Genomic DNA, 16798 nt, shown 5'->3' with positions numbered 1-16798 from the left:
GCACTCCCCGACGATCGGCTCACGTGATCCTCAATTCTGACGAATTCCTTGCAGTCGAGTCTATGTACCCATTATATTAATGATGCCTAGTTTATTTTAATCCTCCAGGGAGGCGGATCATGCCAGTCCTGACGACCGCCGTCGACACCGCCGATGAGCGCTTTCGGTCTCGCCACACCGAGCTGCTCGAGCGCATCGCGGACATCGACGCCGAGCATGCGAAGGCCGTCTCCGCCGGTGGCGCCCGCTACGTCGATCGCCATCGCGCGCGCGGCAAACTCCTCGCCCGCGAACGCATCGAGATGCTCATCGACCGGGACTCCCCGTTCCTCGAGCTCTCCCCGCTCGCCGCGTGGGGCACCGACTTCCATGTGGGCGCATCGCTGGTGACCGGCATCGGCATCGTCGAGGGTGTGGAGTGCGCGATCCTCGCGCATGAGCCGACCGTCAAGGGTGGAACCGGGAATCCGTACACCGTGCGGAAGTTCCTGCGCCTTTTCGACATAGCACGCGAGAACAACCTCCCCCTGATCTGCCTGGTGGAGTCCGGAGGTGCCGACCTCCCGACCCAGAGCGAGATCTTCGTGCCCGGCGGTCGCCAGTTCCGCGATCTCACCCAGGCGTCCGCGACCGGTCGGCCGGTGATCTCGCTCGTTTTCGGGAACTCGACCGCGGGCGGCGCCTACGTTCCCGGCATGTCCGACTACACCGTGATGGTCAAGGAGCGCGCCAAGGTGTTCCTCGCCGGCCCCCCGCTGGTGAAGATGGCCACCGGCGAGGAGTCCGACGACGAGTCGCTCGGAGGCGCCGAGATGCACGCACGCACCTCCGGCCTCGCCGACTACCTCGCCGTCGACGAGACGGACGCCATTCGGATCGGCCGCCAGATCGTCTCGCGTCTCAACTGGCGAAAGCGCGGTCCCGGACCGGCGGTCCCCGTCGATCCGCCCAAGTACGACGCCGACGACCTGCTCGGCATCGTCCCCACCGACCTCAAACAGCCCTTCGACCCGCTCGAGGTGATAGCTCGCCTCGTCGACGGGTCCCGATTCGACGAGTTCAAGCCGCTCTACGGCACCAGCCTCGTCACCGGTTGGGCGACCCTGCACGGCTACCGGGTCGGGATCCTCGCCAACGCCCGCGGCGTGCTGTTCAGCGAGGAGGCACAGAAGGCCACCCAGTTCATCCAACTGGCGAACCAGATCGACGTGCCGCTGCTGTTCCTGCAGAACGTCACCGGCTTCATGGTCGGCAAGGAGTACGAGCAGAACGGCATCATCAAGCACGGCGCGATGATGATCAACGCGGTCTCCAACTCCCGCGTACCCCACCTGACCGTCAACCTCGGGGCATCCTACGGCGCCGGCAATTACGGAATGTGCGGTCGCGCATACGGCCCGAGGTTCCTGTTCTCCGCCCAACTCCAAGACCGCCGTCATGGGCGGTACACAGCTTGCCGGCGTCATGTCGATCGTCGCGCGGCAGGCCGCCGCAGCACGAGGCGTCGCGTTCGACGAGAGCGCCGACGAGGAGCTCCGCGCCAAGGTGGAATCCCAGATCGATACGGAGTCATTGGCCCCGTTCATGTCCGGGAAGGTGTTCGACGACGGAATCATCGACCCCCGCGACACCCGCACCGTGCTCGGACTGTGTCTATCCGTCATCGACAACGAGACGGTCGAGGGCGCCAAGAACGCCTTCGGCGTCTTCAGGATGTGAGTCACATGATCAACCGAATCCTCGTTGCCAACCGCGGTGAGATCGCACGCCGCGTCATCCGGACCGCGCGCCGCAGGGGCATCACCACCGTCGCAGTCGCGTCCGACGCGGACGCCCGGGCTCCGCACGCACGCGACGCCGACGTGGTCGTCGGCCTGCCGGGCAGCACCCCCGCGGATACCTATCTCCGGATCGACCTCATCCTCGACGCCGCGCGGCGTTCCGGAGCCGACGCGATCCACCCGGGCTACGGGTTCCTGTCCGAGAACGCCGCCTTCGCTCGCGCCGTGACCGACTCCGGGCTCACCTGGATCGGTCCGCCCGCGAAGGCGATCGAGGCGATGGGATCGAAGATCGAGTCCAAGAGGCTGATGGGTGCCGCCGGCGTCCCCGTCCTGTCCGAGCTCGACCCGGCGACCGTCACCGTCGACGACCTGCCGGTCCTCGTCAAGGCCTCCGCCGGAGGTGGCGGCCGAGGCATGCGCGTGGTCGATTCACTTGCGGAGTTGCCGGCGGCGGTGGAGGCCGCCCGCAGCGAGGCGGCTTCCGCATTCGGCGATCCGACGGTCTTCTGCGAGCCCTACATCGCCGACGGCCGACATATCGAGGTTCAGATCCTCGCCGATACCCATGGCAATGTCTGGCCGCTCGCCGAGCGTGAATGCTCGATCCAGCGCCGCCACCAGAAGGTGATCGAAGAGTCGCCCTCTCCCATGGTGGACACCGAACTACGTGAGCGACTCTGCTCGGCGGCCGTTCTCGCGACGAAAGCCGTCGACTACGTCGGCGCGGGCACAGTCGAGTTCCTGGCCGACAATCGCGGCCGCTTCTACTTCCTGGAGATGAACACCCGACTGCAGGTCGAGCACCCCGTCACGGAATGCGTCACCGGCCTCGACCTCGTTGCCTGGCAGATCCGCATCGCTGAGGGCGCAGCGCTTCCGCAGACCTCGATACCCGCACTCAACGGCCACGCCATCGAGGCGCGGCTCGTCGCCGAGGACCCGGCGAACAACTGGATGCCGACCAACGGGCCCATCCACGAGTTCGATTTCGTCGACAGCCACAGTGAGTTCGCGATTCCTGATCTGCCGGGACTGCGGGTGGACAGTGGCTTCGGGGCGGGCGATACCATCGGCGTGCACTACGACGGCCTGCTCGCCAAGGTGATCGCGTGGGCGCCGACCCGCACGGAGGCCGCCCGCATCCTGTCCGGTGCGCTCGCTCACGCGCACCTGCACGGACCGGTCACCAACCGGGACCTGCTCGTCCGCGTACTGCGCCACCCGGAGTTCCTGGCGGGCGAGATCGATACTGCGTTCTTCACCCGCAACAACGGACCCGAGGTCTTCGCGCCGTTGGCCGGCCCCGATGACATTCGACTGTCCGCGGTGGCCGCTGCCCTGGCCCAAGCCGCCGACCGGCACGCGCGGGCCCGAGTCGGAGCCGACCTGCCGTCGGGCTGGCGCAACGTTCCGTCGATGCCACAGCGCACCGCGTACCTCGCCGGCGACGAGGAGATCGAGGTCGAGTACCGGAACACCCGCGACGGGTACCGCGTCTCGGCGGCCGGCACCGACCTGACAGATGCGCGAGTGACCGAATCCACTGCGGACGCAGTCGAACTCGACGTCGATGGCGCCCGCCACCGGTTCGCCGTCTCGGTTGCGAACGACCGCATCGACGTCGACTCGGCCCTCGGGGCGGTGAGCCTGCGGGAAGTACCCCGTTTCCGTGACCCGGGTTCAGACCTGCCCGACGGATCACTGGTCGCGCCGATGCCGGCCCTCGTCACGTCCGTCCACGTGGCTAAGGGCGACGAGGTGATCGCCGGTGCCCCGGTCGTCGTCCTCGAAGCTATGAAGATGCAAGTCACGATGAGCGCACCCCACGACGGCACGGTGTCGCTCCTGGCGGTATCCGCGGGCCAACAGATCGACGCCGATCATGTGCTGGCCATCATCGACAATCCACGAGAAGGGAACCAGCTGTGACCACCGAGCCGACCACCATCCCCGAAGCATTTCAACGACACGTCCGCACCCGGCCCGACGCTTCCGCACTCCGGAACCTGGACGGCTCGATCGATCTGACCTGGGGACAGTACGGTGCTGAGGTGGAGCGCATCGCGGGCGGGCTCGCAGCCCTGGGCCTGCGACGCGGCGACACCCTCGCCGCGCTGCTCGCCAATCGTGCCGAACACGCTCTCTGCGAGATGGCCGCGAACCATCTCGGAGTCACCACGTTCTCCATCTACAACACGAGCTCCCCCGAGCAAGTCCGCTACATGCTGGATAACTCCGACGCCCGGATCGTCGTCACTGAACGGCAATTCGCCGACAACGTCCGTGACTCGGGTACCGACATCCCCGTCCTGGTCATCGAGGACGGCGACGTCGACCGGCTCCGCCCGGAGAAGGGCTTCGACTTCGACGCCGCCTGGCGAGCGGTCCGGCCCGACGACACCCTGTGCCTGATCTACACCTCGGGCACGACGGGGCCGCCGAAGGAGTTGAACACACCCACGACAACTTCCTCGCGATGGGACGCTCGCATGTCGCTCGCTTCCCCATTACTCCTGACGACCGGGCGGTGTCGTACCTGCCCACCGCCCATCTGGCCGACCGCGGCATCCTGTACTACTTCCACTCGATCTACGGCGCGGCGATCACGATGTGCCCGAACATGGCCGACCTCGGGGCAGCGCTCGCGCAAGTCCGTCCGACGACCTTCGCGGCGGTGCCGCGGGTGTGGGAGAAGCTCAAGCAGGGCGCCGAGGCCGCGCTGGCCGCCGACCCGGCCTTGCAGGCAGCGTTCGATAGAGGTGACGATGCCGTACTCAGCGCCATCCGCTCTCGACTCGGCTTCGACGAGCTGCGATGGGCGCTGTCGGGTTCAGCGACCCTCAACGCCGAGGTGCTGGCCTTCCTCAACAAGATCGGTGTCCCCACGACCGACATCTGGGGCATGTCCGAGATCGGGATCGCGACCGCGGCTCCGATCGAGCTGGCGAAGGCGGGCACCGTCGGTTTCCCGATGGAGGGCTACGAGTGCCGACTGGCTGCGGACGGCGAAATGCTGGTGCGGGCAGACTTTCTGATGAAGTGCTACCGGAAGGATCCGGTCAAGACCGCCGACACGATCGACCAGGACGGATGGCTGCACACCGGCGACATCTTCGCCGTCGACGACGAGGGCTACTACTCGATCATCGACAAGAAGAAGGAGCTGATCATCAACTCCGGCGGAAAGAACATGTCCCCGAGCAACATCGAGGGCGCTGTGCGCGACGCCTCTCGGCTGGTGGGCCCGATGATGGTATACGGGGACAATCGTCCGTTCAACGTCGCGCTGATCACGATCGAGGCGGAGGTCGCCCCGGATCTGGGCGTCACCGCCACCGGCGATGACCTGTACCACGATCCGGTCGTGGTGGCGACCATCCGGCAAGCCGTCGCGGATGGAAACGCGCACCTGTCGCGCATCGAGCAGATCAAGCGGTTCAAGATCGTGCCCGAGGGCTGGCATCCGGGCACGCCGATGGTCACCCCTACGGGCAAGCTCAAGCGCCGTGTGCTGAACGAGAAGTACGCCGCCGACATCGAGGACCTCTACGCCGCGACCCTGATCGACGGCGTCCATGAGCCTGCTCCCGCAGTCACGAGCACCCGGAGAGAATCATGAGTCCGGACGACGCCGTCCTCGTCGAGCACCGCGGCGACGCCCTCCACGTCACTCTCAACCGGCCGGCTCATGACTGTCATGACTGATCGTCACGACATCGCAGCACCCGACGTCCTCTGGTCGATGACCGGCGGGATCGCCCGCATCACGCTGAATCGGCCGGACCGGTCGAACGCGCTCGACCGCGCCCTCGCAGACGCGCTGATCGAAGCCACAGCTGTCTGCGCCGCCGACGAGACCGTCCGTGTCCTGGTGCTCGATGCCCGAGGACGCAACTTCTCCGCCGGCGGCGACGTGGCGCCACTGGCCGGTGACCGTGATGTCGCCGACCGACTGACCGTAGACATGACTGATCGCTTGCATCAGGTGGTGGCCACGATCGCCGGTCTGAGCATTCCGGTGATCGCCGTGGCGCAGGGGTACGCCGTCGGCGGCGGGCTCGGACTGCTGTGCGCCGCGGATCTCGTCATCGCGGCGGAGTCGGCCAAGTTCATGACGGGATTCGGTCGCATCGGCCTGGCGACCGACTGCGGTGTCGGATACACGTTGCCGCGTCTGGTCGGCGCTCGGACGGCACTGGATCTGATCCTCACGAATCGGGTCGTCGACGCCGCGGAAGCACTCCGGATCGGCATCGCCTCGCGCGTGGTACCCGACGCAGACCTGGCTTCGGCCACGGATGAGTTGGCCCGCACACTGGCTGATGGTCCTCGCCAGGCGTTCGCCGCGGCCAAATGCCTCATTCGTGACGGCGCGACGCTCTCGTTCCCGGAGCACCTCGCCCGCGAGCAGGCCGCGCAGCGCGCCCTGTGCCAAACCGACGACGCCCGCAACCGCATCCGGAGCCTGTTCGATGGACCTACAGCTTCTCCATCGGCAGCCCGCCGAACGTCATCAGGGTGACGGTGCCCGACGACCCGAAGTCGAACGTGGCACGCTCCATCGGACCGGCGCCCGTGATGGCGGTGACGGTGCCCAGGCCGAACGAGTCGTGCGACACCCGGTCGCCCACGGCCAGCGACAGCTTGTTGGCGCGCCGCGACGGCTTCGGGGCCCGCTTGGGCTGCCAGGCACCGTCGGAGCCCTGGGACCGGGCCCGGCCCCGTACTGACCGCCCCAGGACTGCCGGTCCTGCCCGAACACGCCGCGCGAGCCGCCGAACTGGCTGCGGCGCGGCTCGGTTCGGCGCCAGTCGATGAGGTGCTGCGGGATCTCCTGGAGGAAACGCGACTCTGGGTTCTGCATCGGATCGCCCCAGGCGGAGCGGATCATCGCGCGGCTGACGTACAGCCGCTCGCGCGCGCGGGTGATACCGACGTAGGCCAGGCGGCGCTCCTCGGCCAGTTCGGACTCGTCGCCCAGCGCGCGCATGTGCGGGAACTGCCCGTCCTCCCAGCCGGTCACGAAGACCACCGGGAACTCGAGGCCCTTCGCCGTGTGCAGCGTCATGAGGGTGACCACGCCGGCGTCGCCGTCCGGCAATTGGTCGGCGTCCGCAACCAGCGAGACGCGCTCGAGAAACGCGGCCAGTGAGCCCGGCTCGGGGCTGCCCTCGTCGACCTGGACGTCGGTGAAGTCCTGCGCCGAGAACTCGCGCGCGACGCTGATCAGCTCCTCGATGTTCTCGAGCCGCGCGCCGTCCTGCGGGTCGGACGAGCCCTCCAGCTCGGCCCGGTAGCCCGTCTTCTCGACGACGGCGTCGAGCAGGTCGCCCAGGTCCTGATCCTCGTCGGCGGCGACGCGACGCAGGTCGGCCATGAGGCCGGCGAACGTGGCGATCGCGTTGCGCGAGCGCGGGTTCAGCATGGCGACGGTGCCGTCCACCGCGTCCTCGATGGCGCTCGCGAACGTGCCCCCGCGGTTCTCGGCGTGCACCGTGAGACACGCCTGGGCGCGATCGCCGATGCCGCGGCGCGGGGTGTTGACGATGCGCTGCAGGCTGACGGTGTCGTTCGGGTTGTCGATGGCGCGCAGGTACGCGACGAGGTCACGGACCTCCTTGCGCTCGTAGAAGCGCACCCCGCCGACCACCTTGTACGGGACGCCGTGGCGGATGAACACCTCCTCCAACACGCGGGCGGCGGTGTTAGTGCGGTAGAAGACCGCGACGTCGCTGTACTTGGCGCCCCGGTCGGCCAGCGCGTCGATCTCCGAGACCACGAAACTCGCCTCGTCGTGCTCGTTGTCGGCCACGTAACCGGTGATGAGCGCACCGTCGCCCTGGTCGGTCCAGAGCTTCTTCTCCCGGCGACCCGCGTTGCGGGAGATGACCGCGTTGGCGGCCGAGAGGATGGTCTGCGTGGAGCGGTAGTTCTGTTCCAGCAGAATGGTTTCCGCGTTCGGGAAGTCCCGCTCGAACTCCTCGATGTTGCGGATCGTGGCGCCGCGGAAGGCGTAGATCGACTGATCCGCGTCGCCCACGACGCACAGCTCGCTGGGCTCCACGCCGTCCGCGTCGGTCTCCAACCCGACCAGCTCGCGGACCAACACGTACTGCGCGTGGTTGGTGTCCTGGTACTCGTCCACCATCACGTGCCGGAACCGGCGGCGGTAGTACTGCGCGACGTTCGGGTGCGACTGCAGCAGCGCCACCGTCTCGCCGATCAGGTCGTCGAAGTCGAAGGCGTTCGCACCGCGCAGCCGGGACTGGTACGTGCCGTACACCTCGGCGACGGTGACCGCGAACGGCTCCCCCGTCTTCGCCGCGTCCGCGGAGGCCTGCTCCGGATCGATCAGCTCGTTCTTGAGGTTGCTGATGTGGGTGGCGAGCGCGCGCGGGGCGAACTTCTTCGCGTCCAGCCCCATGTCCTTGACGATCATCGTGAGCAGACGCCGGGAATCGTCCGCGTCGTAGATCGAGAAGTTCGAGTTCATGCCCGACAGCAGGCCCGCCTGCGCGCGGAGGATGCGCACGCAGGTGGAGTGGAACGTGGACACCCACATGACCTTCGCGCGCGGGCCGATGAGCTGCGCCACGCGCTCGCGCATCTCCGCCGCCGCCTTGTTGGTGAACGTGATCGCGAGGATCTGGCCGGGGTGCATGTTGCGCGCGGCCAGCAGGTAGGCGATGCGGCGGGTGAGCACCGCCGTCTTGCCCGACCCCGCGCCCGCGACGATGAGCAGCGGCGATCCCTCATGGAGCACCGCGGCCCGCTGCTGCGGGTTCAGCCCCTCGAGCAGTTCCTGGCCGCGTTCCTGCTGCGCCTTGTGCCGCTGGCTGGGGCGGGTGAAGGGCTGGCGCTGGCGGAGTCCGGACTGCTGCGGTGCTGGGTCATTCATCTCCCGTCCAGAGTAGCCGGGGCGGGTGACAGGTTTCGGAGCACGTGGCCGCGACATGTTTAGAGGCGTTCAGACACCCGTTCCGCCCGCCGACAGCGATCCAGACACCCATTCCGCCCGCCAGCAGCGGTCCAGACACCCATTCCGCCCGCCGACAGCGGTCCAGACACCCGAAATGCGCATGAACCCCCTGCGTGCAGGGTGTTCATGCGCAATTTGGGTGTTACCGGCTTCAGGTACCCGTTCCGCCCGCCGGCGACAGATGTGGATTAGGCCGCGGCGGCGGTCTCCTCGGAATCCGCGGTGTCCGCGGTGTCCGCGGTGTCCTTACCCGCAGTGTCGGTATCACCCGTGGTGCCGGCTGCGTCGGTACCGGTACCTGCGGTGTCGGCATCGGTCGCTTCGTCGGTACCCGTCACCTCCTCGGAAGCAGCGGGGGCCTCCGCCACCTCCTCTGCGGGAGCCTCTTCAGCCGGCGCCTCGTCGTCAGGAGCGGCCGCTCCTTCAGCCGGCGTCCCCGCACCCTCGGCAGGGGCCTCCGTCTCCCCCACGGGCGTCCCGGCCTCCGACGGTGCGCCGCCTCCGGTCGCCGCATCCTCACCCGCCGCATCCCCGCCGGAGGCACCGGCCGCCGTGTCGCCACCCACTGCCTCGTCCGCACCGGCTGCATCGACGTCGGTGGCGGCGGTGGTCCGCATGAGACCCGCATCGAGCGGCTCGGTCTTGCCGAGGACACCGTCGGTGAACCCCTCTGCGATGCTGACCAGGCTCGGCAACAACGCCGGGTAACCATTTGGATCAGACATGAACAGGCCCTTGTTCAGCTCCGCGAGCGTGGTACCCGCTCCGGTGATCACCGCTTGCAGAGCCGCGATCGGATCGCCTGCTGCCAACGCCTTGCCCACGTTCTCGATCGACGTCAACGCGGCCTCCGGCGCGAGCCGTGTAGCGCTGTAGATCCCCAGGGTCGTCATGATCAACGGGAACGTCGCACCGCCGATACCGTTGCCGATCGGGCCGAGGTACGGGTTGATGATGTCGCCGGTCTTGATCACCGGTTCGCCCAGCATCAGCAACGGCGCGAGAAGTACACCGTGCGCCACGACGTACGGCGAAGCGAACTGCCCCTGCGGCAACCCTGACAACACCGCGTCAATCGCTGATCTCAGCCCGGCGGGTCCGCTGAGGTAGTCGAAGACTCCCTTGAACGAGTCCGTCCAAATCGTGCCGATCGCGCCGAAGTCGGGCAGCGCTGTGGGCGACGCGGCGAGGGTGGACGCGGAAGCCGGCGCGAACGTCACCGTGTTGCCGGTCGGCAGGGTGAATGGCCCCGCGTCCGCCCACGACGATCCGGCGAGGCCCGAGAGGACGGCGGGCAAAAGCCCTGCGAGCCCCTTGGTGATGCTCAGATCGCCGAACATCGCTTCCACCGCGAATTCGCCCACCTTGGCGGCTGTGTCGAGCAGCGCGTTCACCGCCCCGAACGGGTCGCCCGCCTGCAACGCCTGCGTCGCTGCGGCGATCCCGGTGAGGACATCCTTCGGCGGGGTAATTGTCGACGTGAGCAGAGGGAAGACCAGGCCGACGATGGACGGCATCGCGGCCGTGAGCGCGTCGGCGAACGGACCGATCTGCGGTCCCAACTGGTTCATGATCGGCGTCATACCGTTGAGGAGCTGGCCGAGAATCGGACCGGTGAGGCTGAACGCGATCGCCTGCCAGGCGTCGCCGGGCTTGCCCTCCGCGATCAGCTGCTGCGCCTGTGCCAGCGCCTTCGGGAGCCCTTCCGTCACACCCTCGATGAGATCCTGACCGCCCGAGAGGAGCACGTCACCGATCACCGTGGCGTTGCCGACCTGGTCGGTGACGAGCTTGGTCAGGCCGGTGACGGGATCGGTGACGAACTTCAGGCCCATCGCGGTGGCCCAGTTCGCGACGGCGCTGGCGGCGCCGCCGAGGTCCTGGACGATCGGCGGGAGCGACGGTGCGGCCACCGCGCCCATCGAGGTGGCGACGGGGGCGACGGCGACGGCCGCGGCGGCGACTATGGCGACGGCGGGCGCGGCGTAACGGCGAGGAAGGATCCGCTGGTCTGCAGCGTGCATGGGGAGAACACCCTTCGGCTGGAGTGAGTCCGGTCACATCGATCCGGACGAACCGGAACCTACCCCCACAACGTGGGTTTTTCGCCCGAATCGCCGAAGCTTTGCGACACCATCCGTTCACCTGTCGCACCTTTAATCCACGCTGTGGAATAACTACTGGTCAGCGGGGCGCGGGGTTCGCCGGCGGGTCCGGGATCGACGCGGGGATCAACAGGCCGACCGGCCCACTTCCCACGCAGGCGACGAGGCCCGGCGTCTCCGCCCGCGCGATCAGGCCGTCCCCTGTACCCGCCACTCGGACGTAGACGGTGTGCGCGCCCTTGCGGACCGGCACCCGCACCTCGGTCGCGCCGCGCTGCTGCCGCAGGGAGACGACACCGTCGGACGAGGCGAGGTAGTTGAACTGCACGACCCAGTCCCAGTAGGCGAGCGGCCCCTCGAACGCGAGCGTGACGTGGGCACGGTCGTCGACGCGGGTGCCGCACGGGTACGGCCCCAGCGGAAGGCTGCGCACGCGGGTGACCTTGCCGGGTTGGAACCGCCCCTCCCGGTCGACGACGGTGGCCTCCCCCGCGAACTCGGCGAACCGGGGGCGGGCGGGCTGCGTCGCGAGGATCCGGGACAGCCGGTTGTACGGGCCGGAGAGCCGGCTCAGGACATCGCCGTAGACCTCCTGGTCGAGCACCTCGCGGTCGGCGTACTCGGCGACGCCGGCGCGGAGGTTCTGCAGGTAGGGGCCGCTCGGATTGTCGTGCCACAGGGGCGCGAAGCGCACAGCGGAGAAGGATCCGCTCATCGCGAAGGCGATCACCAATGCGGTACACAACCAGCGGTCCCGCGCGAACGCCGGAAGGCCCGCGGGCACGCGCCGGCCCACCACCCCTCGGGGCGGGGTTCGACGGGGCGCCGAGCGCAGCACGAGCGCACCGGCCAGCGCCAGCACCCACGCGAAATCCGCGAAGTAGCGCAGCGACAGCGGCAGCAGCGACGAGGTGTACTCCGAGCTGCGCAGGAAGAACACCGTCGATGAGGCGCCGAGGAAGTACGCGCCCGCAGCACCCCACGCCGCAAGCCCGCGCGGCGCGAACCGCCAGGTGGCCGCCAGGATCGCGGCGATCGCGAGAAGCCCGGCCACGGTGAGCGCGACATCGGTCACCACGAGTGGCGGACCGGGATTGGTGCGTCGCCAGGTCCACGGGCCGCCGAACGTCGCGGGGGCGAGGACCGCGTTCACCGACCGCCACAGCACGCGGGCCGTGAACCCGACGGTGTGCTGCCCCGGACGCGACGCGGTCACCGACAGCCACAGCATGATCCACGCCGCGACGACCACCGCGAACGCGACCCATAGGCCCCGGCCCCGGCGCAGCACCGTCCGGACCGGGCGCGGATGCCGGCGCAGGAACGGCAGCAGGCACGCGGTCGCGAGGGCCACGAAGGGGATGACGAGGGCCTTCTCGAAGAACAGCAGGGTGATGAGCAGGGCGAGGACGGCGTACGCCCCGGACCGACGGTGCCCGCGCAGGTAGCGCACCGTCTCGGCGACGCCGACGGCCAGCCCGATCTGCAGCGGCAGGGCGTTGAGCGCCGACCCCCACCACGCCGTCGCCGTGAGGGTGAGCGGACTGAACAGGACGAACACGAACGGCACGAGCACCACCGGCCGCCGGCCCGCGACGATCACCAGTGCGCGCAGCGTGGCCACCGACGCCACCGCCTGTAGCACCAGCACCGACGCCGCCGCGACGGCCAGCTCAGCGGCGCGGTCTTCGTGATCGCGGCCGCCGCGAACAGGGTGGCCGGCATGAAGTGGCCGTCGTAGTCGACGAACCACGCGCCCGGGTCCGTGAGCGGGCGCGACGCCCGACCGATGAACGCGACGTCGTCCCAGTAGAAGCTCCCCCGCGCCAGCACGTACCCGCGCACGAGCAGCTGCGCCGCGATCAGCAGCGCCGCGCCGATCCACAGCACGCGCCGCGGATCGGGCGAGGAGGTCGGACGTGGCACCCGGTCGATGGTAGTGATCACTCCGTGGCGGCACCGGCCGCGACACCTGAGCACCGGATGCGCACCCCGACTGTGGAAAAATCGAAGCATGAGCACACCGGACGACACCGGCGCCGAGACGCCGCTCGCCGACGAGGAGATCCAGGCGCTGCGCGAGGAGATCGACCGCCTCGACGCGGAGATCCTGGCCGCGGTCAAGCGGCGCAGTGAGGTCTCGCGGATCATCGGCCGCACGCGCATGGCGTCCGGCGGCACCCGCCTGGTGCACTCGCGGGAGATGAAGGTGCTCGAGCGGTTCTCCGAGCTCGGCCGCGAGGGCCACACCCTGGCGATGCTGCTGCTCCGGCTGGGTCGGGGCCCGCTCGGCCGGTAGCGGCCCGACGGTCCGCGCCCCTCCTACGGGATCGCCGAGGTCGCGCCCGAGTTCCGGCAGGTCCGGGTCTGACTCACTGCAGGGCGATGTAGCGGGTCTCCAGATACTCCTCGATGCCCTCGCTGCCACCCTCGCGACCGAAGCCCGAGGCCTTGATGCCGCCGAACGGTCCGGCCGGGTCGGAGATGACGCCGCGATTCACGCCGACCATGCCGGACTCGATCCGGTCGGCCACCCGCAGCGCGCGGTCCAGGTCCTTGGTGAAGATGTACGCCGCCAGCCCGTACTGGGTGGCGTTGGCGGCCGCCACGCCCGCGTCCTCGTCGGCGAACGCGACGATCGGGGCGACGGGGCCGAACACCTCCTCGGTGAGGATCCGGGCGTCGGCGGGGACGCCGGCGAGAACCGTCGGGGAAGAAGTGGCCCGGCCCCTCGGGCGCCACCCCACCCAGCCGCAGCGAAGCGCCCTTGGCGACCGCGTCCTGCACCAGCTCGGAGACGATGCTCTGCTGGTCGGCGGAGACCAGCGGCCCGATGGTGACGCCCTCGTCGACGCCGCGGCCCAGGACGTACTTCGCCATCCCATCGACGAGCTTGTCCGTGAACTCCTCGACCACCGATTCGTGCACGTGGAAGCGGTTCGCCGCGGTGCACGCCTCGCCGCCGTTGCGCAGCTTGGCGAGCAGGGCCTGCGCGACGGCCTGATCCACATCGGCATCGTCGAAGACGACGAACGGGGCGTTCCCACCCAGCTCCATCGACGTGCGCAGGATGCCGGGGGCCGACTGCGCGACGAGCGCGGCGCCCACCTCGGTCGAGCCGGTGAAGGTGAGCTTGCGCAGCCGCGGGTCGGCGAGCAGCGGGCCCGTCAGCGCGCCGGACTTCGAGGTGGGCAGTACGGAGATCACGCCGTCCGGGACGCCCGCGTCGCGCAGCACCTCGGCGAGCAGCAGCATCGTGAGCGGGGTCAGCCCGGCGGGCTTGACCAGCATCGTGGCGCCGGCGGCGAGCGCGGGCCGATCTTGCGGGTGCCCATCGCCAGCGGGAAGTTCCACGGCGTGATCGCGAGGCAGGGTCCGACGGGGGCCTTGCTCACCAGGATCCGGCCGGTGCCGGCGGGCGCGGGCGTGTACCGGCCGGCGATGCGGACGGCCTCCTCGGAGAACCAGCGGAAGAACTCCGCCCCGTACTTCACCTCGTTGACGGACTCCGGCAGCGCCTTGCCCATCTCGAGCGTCATCAGCAGCGCGAAGTCCTCGGTGCGGGCGATCAGGCCCTCGTACGCGGCGCGGAGGATCTCGGCGCGCTGCCGGGCCGGCGTCGCGGCCCAGGCCGGTCCCGCCGCGACGGCCGCGTCGAGTGCGGCGACGCCGTCCTCGGGCGTGGCGTCGGCGACCTCCACCAGCATCTCCTCGGTGGCAGGGTCGTGCACCGGAAAGGTTGCGCCCGAACCGGAGTCGCGGAAAGTTCCGCTCACGAAGATCCCCGTGGGGACGCGGTCGAGGAGGTCACGCACGCGCTGTTCGGTAGCCATGTCAGCCACGATAACCGCACTCGCCGAAGCCGCGCAGGAGACCGCGAGTCGCACTAGGCTTTGTATCCATGAGCGACAGCGACATCACCGCGTCCCCCGCCTGGCGGAACCTCGTCGATCACCACCGCGAGATCTCGGGCACCACCCTGCGGGAGCTGTTCGCCGCCGACCCGGAGCGCGGCACCGAGTTCGTGTTCCGGGTGGGCGATCTGTACATCGACTACTCGAAGCACCGGGTCACCCGCGAGACGCTCACGCTGCTCGCGGGCCTCGCGGACGCGGCCGACGTCGCGGGCCTGCGGCAGCGCATGTTCGACGGTGCCCACATCAACGCCACGGAGGACCGCGCGGTCCTGCACACGGCCCTGCGCGCACCGTCGAGCGCGGACCTGTCGGTGGACGGGCAGAACGTGAGCAGCGACGTGCACGACGTCCTCGAGAAGATGGGCGACTTCGCCGACGCGGTGCGCTCGCGCGCGTGGCGCGGCGCCACCGGCGAGCCGATCACCGACGTGGTGAACATCGGTATCGGCGGCAGCGACCTGGGGCCCGCGATGGTCTACGGCGCGCTCCGCGCGTACGTGCAGCGCGGGTTGACCTGCCACTTCGTGTCCAACGTCGATCCGGCGGACATCTCCGCCACGTTGGCACAGCTCAACCCGGCGACCACATTGTTCATCGTCGCGTCGAAGACCTTCACCACGCAGGAGACGCTCACCAACGCACACGCCGCGAAGAACTGGCTGCTGAGCAAGCTGGAGATCGGGGACGCGGCGGTCGCGAAGCACTTCGTGGCCGTGTCCACGAACGCCGAGAAGGTGGCGGCGTTCGGCATCGACACCGCGAACATGTTCGGGTTCTGGGACTGGGTCGGCGGCCGCTACTCGGTCGACTCGGCGATCGGCCTGTCCGTGATGGTCGCGATCGGGCGGGAGCGGTTCGCCGAGTTCCTGGCCGGATTCCGCACCGTCGACGAGCATTTCGCGACCGCGCCGGCCGAGCGCAACGCGCCGCTCATGCTGGGGCTGATCGGGCTCTGGTACTCCGACTTCTTCGGCGCGCAGTCCCGCGCGGTACTCCCGTACTCGCAGGACCTGGCGCGGTTCCCCGCCTACCTGCAGCAGCTCACGATGGAATCGAACGGCAAGTCGGTGCGCGTCGACGGCACTCCCGTCACCGTGGATACCGGCGAGATCTTCTGGGGCGAGCCGGGAACCAACGGCCAGCACGCCTTCTTCCAGCTCCTGCACCAGGGCACCCGTCTGGTCCCGGCCGACTTCCTCGGGTTCGCCGAGTCCACCGACGACCTGCCCACCACCGACGGCGTCGGCACGATGCAGGACCTCCTGATGAGCAACCTGTTCGCGCAGACCAAGGTGCTCGCCTTCGGCAAGACCGCCGACGAGATCGCCGCTGAAGGCACCGACTCGAAAGTCGTGCCGCACAAGGTGATGCCCGGCAACCGGCCCACCACCACGATCCTCGCACCGAAGCTCACCCCGTCGGTCGTGGGGCAGTTGATCGCCCTCTATGAGCACCAGGTATTCACCGAAGCCGCCGTCTGGGGCATCAATGCGTTCGATCAGTGGGGCGTGGAGCTGGGCAAGGTGCAGGCCAACGCCCTCCTCCCCGTCATCGCGTCCTACGGTGCGCCGCCCGCCGCGGATCTCGACTCCTCCACCGACGCCCAGGTGCGCTGGTACCGGACCGCGCGCGGGCGCGCGGTCTGAGCCGCGGTCCGCGCGGGAGCCGCGGTCGACGGAGCCGCTCAGGGCTCCTTCGGGATCTGCCAGGTGCCGTTGCTCGTGCAGGTAAGCACGAAGCCCTGGCTGCGCTCCAGCGCGAGCTTGCCGAGCGGGTAACCGGCACAGGATTCGCCGATGCTGCCCGTGGCGTAATCGCTGATGTCCGGATCCGCGTGGGCAGGGGCCGCCGCGAGCAACAGGCCCGCGCCGGCCACCGTCGAGATCATTGCTGCCTTGATGAACGTGCGCATTTCGCACCACCTTTCGTCCCTATTCACGCTAGGAACTTCGGTGTCGCGGCACATCCGGGCCGATCCCCCAGGTTCGGCGCGGCCGCCTCAGGGCTGGCCCC

8 protein-coding genes and 4 pseudogenes are annotated in these 16798 nt (G+C 69.0%); 6 read left to right on the top strand and 6 right to left on the bottom strand.

The annotated features are described in order from the left end of the window. Window positions 1-119: 119 nt before the first annotated feature. From MTP03_RS03990 to MTP03_RS03970, 4 genes and pseudogenes are all read left to right on the top strand, one after another. Window positions 120-1719 (top strand): annotated as a pseudogene (locus tag MTP03_RS03990) (acyl-CoA carboxylase subunit beta). Between the two features lie 5 nt (window positions 1720-1724). Further along, window positions 1725-3713 (top strand): biotin carboxylase N-terminal domain-containing protein, encoded by a 1989-nt coding sequence (locus MTP03_RS03985; RefSeq protein ID WP_248490833.1) that lies wholly within the window; start codon window positions 1725-1727, stop codon window positions 3711-3713. Next, window positions 3710-5403, top strand: a pseudogene (locus MTP03_RS03975) (AMP-binding protein). The gene MTP03_RS03985 and the pseudogene MTP03_RS03975 overlap by 4 nt, the downstream one beginning before the upstream one ends. Window positions 5404-5526: 123 nt before the next feature. Continuing rightward, window positions 5527-6306 carry an enoyl-CoA hydratase/isomerase family protein gene (locus MTP03_RS03970; protein ID WP_248490831.1) on the top strand — a complete coding sequence of 260 codons (780 nt, stop codon included), beginning with the start codon at window positions 5527-5529 and terminating at the stop codon, window positions 6304-6306. Here the strand turns inward: MTP03_RS03970 and pcrA are convergent. The 4 genes and pseudogenes from pcrA to MTP03_RS03950 all read right to left on the bottom strand — a co-directional run bounded on the left by pcrA (window position 6263) and on the right by MTP03_RS03950 (window position 12794). After that, window positions 6263-8682: pseudogene (gene pcrA / locus MTP03_RS03965) on the bottom strand (DNA helicase PcrA). The gene MTP03_RS03970 and the pseudogene pcrA sit on opposite strands and share 44 nt — an antisense overlap. 269 nt (window positions 8683-8951) lie before the next feature. Next, window positions 8952-10787 carry a hypothetical protein gene (locus tag MTP03_RS03960; protein ID WP_248490830.1) on the bottom strand — a complete coding sequence of 612 codons (1836 nt, stop codon included), beginning with the start codon at window positions 10785-10787 and terminating at the stop codon, window positions 8952-8954. A 160-nt stretch (window positions 10788-10947) separates the two neighbouring features. Beyond that, entirely contained in the window at window positions 10948-12519 is a 1572-nt protein-coding gene (locus MTP03_RS03955) for a hypothetical protein (protein ID WP_248490829.1), read from the bottom strand. Beyond that, window positions 12468-12794, bottom strand: coding sequence for a hypothetical protein (locus tag MTP03_RS03950; RefSeq protein WP_248490828.1), 327 nt, complete (start codon window positions 12792-12794; stop codon window positions 12468-12470). The genes MTP03_RS03955 and MTP03_RS03950 overlap by 52 nt, the downstream gene beginning before the upstream one ends. An 88-nt stretch (window positions 12795-12882) precedes the next feature. Between MTP03_RS03950 and MTP03_RS03945 the strand changes: the two genes are divergently transcribed. Beyond that, complete coding sequence (locus MTP03_RS03945) at window positions 12883-13167, top strand: chorismate mutase (protein ID WP_146561708.1); 285 nt, start codon at window positions 12883-12885, stop codon at window positions 13165-13167. A 73-nt stretch (window positions 13168-13240) separates the two neighbouring features. On the opposite strand, the pseudogene MTP03_RS03940 reads toward MTP03_RS03945, so the two are convergent. Further along, window positions 13241-14701, bottom strand: a pseudogene (locus MTP03_RS03940) (NAD-dependent succinate-semialdehyde dehydrogenase). 68 nt (window positions 14702-14769) lie between these two features. Here MTP03_RS03940 and pgi point away from each other — a divergent pair. Beyond that, entirely contained in the window at window positions 14770-16431 is a 1662-nt protein-coding gene (pgi, locus tag MTP03_RS03935; protein ID WP_248490827.1) for a glucose-6-phosphate isomerase, read from the top strand. Between the two features lie 38 nt (window positions 16432-16469). On the opposite strand, the gene MTP03_RS03930 is transcribed toward pgi, so the two are convergent. Then, window positions 16470-16697 (bottom strand): hypothetical protein, encoded by a 228-nt coding sequence (locus tag MTP03_RS03930; RefSeq protein ID WP_248490826.1) that lies wholly within the window; start codon window positions 16695-16697, stop codon window positions 16470-16472. Window positions 16698-16798 lie beyond the last annotated feature (101 nt).

Origin of the sequence: Tsukamurella sp. PLM1 (genome assembly GCF_023168325.1) — a bacterium.
GTDB lineage: Bacteria > Actinomycetota > Actinomycetes > Mycobacteriales > Mycobacteriaceae > Tsukamurella.
Note: the sequence above shows the minus strand (reverse complement) of the source record. Positions and strands in the feature narration are given on the sequence as shown.

Coding starts and splice junctions, on each gene's coding strand:
- MTP03_RS03985 (WP_248490833.1), top strand. CDS start 1,725: ATGATCAACCGAATCCTCGTTGCCAACCGCGGTGAGATCGCACGCCGC.
- MTP03_RS03970 (WP_248490831.1), top strand. CDS start 5,527: ATGACCGGCGGGATCGCCCGCATCACGCTGAATCGGCCGGACCGGTCG.
- MTP03_RS03960 (WP_248490830.1), bottom strand. CDS start 10,787: ATGCACGCTGCAGACCAGCGGATCCTTCCTCGCCGTTACGCCGCGCCC.
- MTP03_RS03945 (WP_146561708.1), top strand. CDS start 12,883: ATGAGCACACCGGACGACACCGGCGCCGAGACGCCGCTCGCCGACGAG.
- pgi (WP_248490827.1), top strand. CDS start 14,770: ATGAGCGACAGCGACATCACCGCGTCCCCCGCCTGGCGGAACCTCGTC.
- MTP03_RS03930 (WP_248490826.1), bottom strand. CDS start 16,697: ATGCGCACGTTCATCAAGGCAGCAATGATCTCGACGGTGGCCGGCGCG.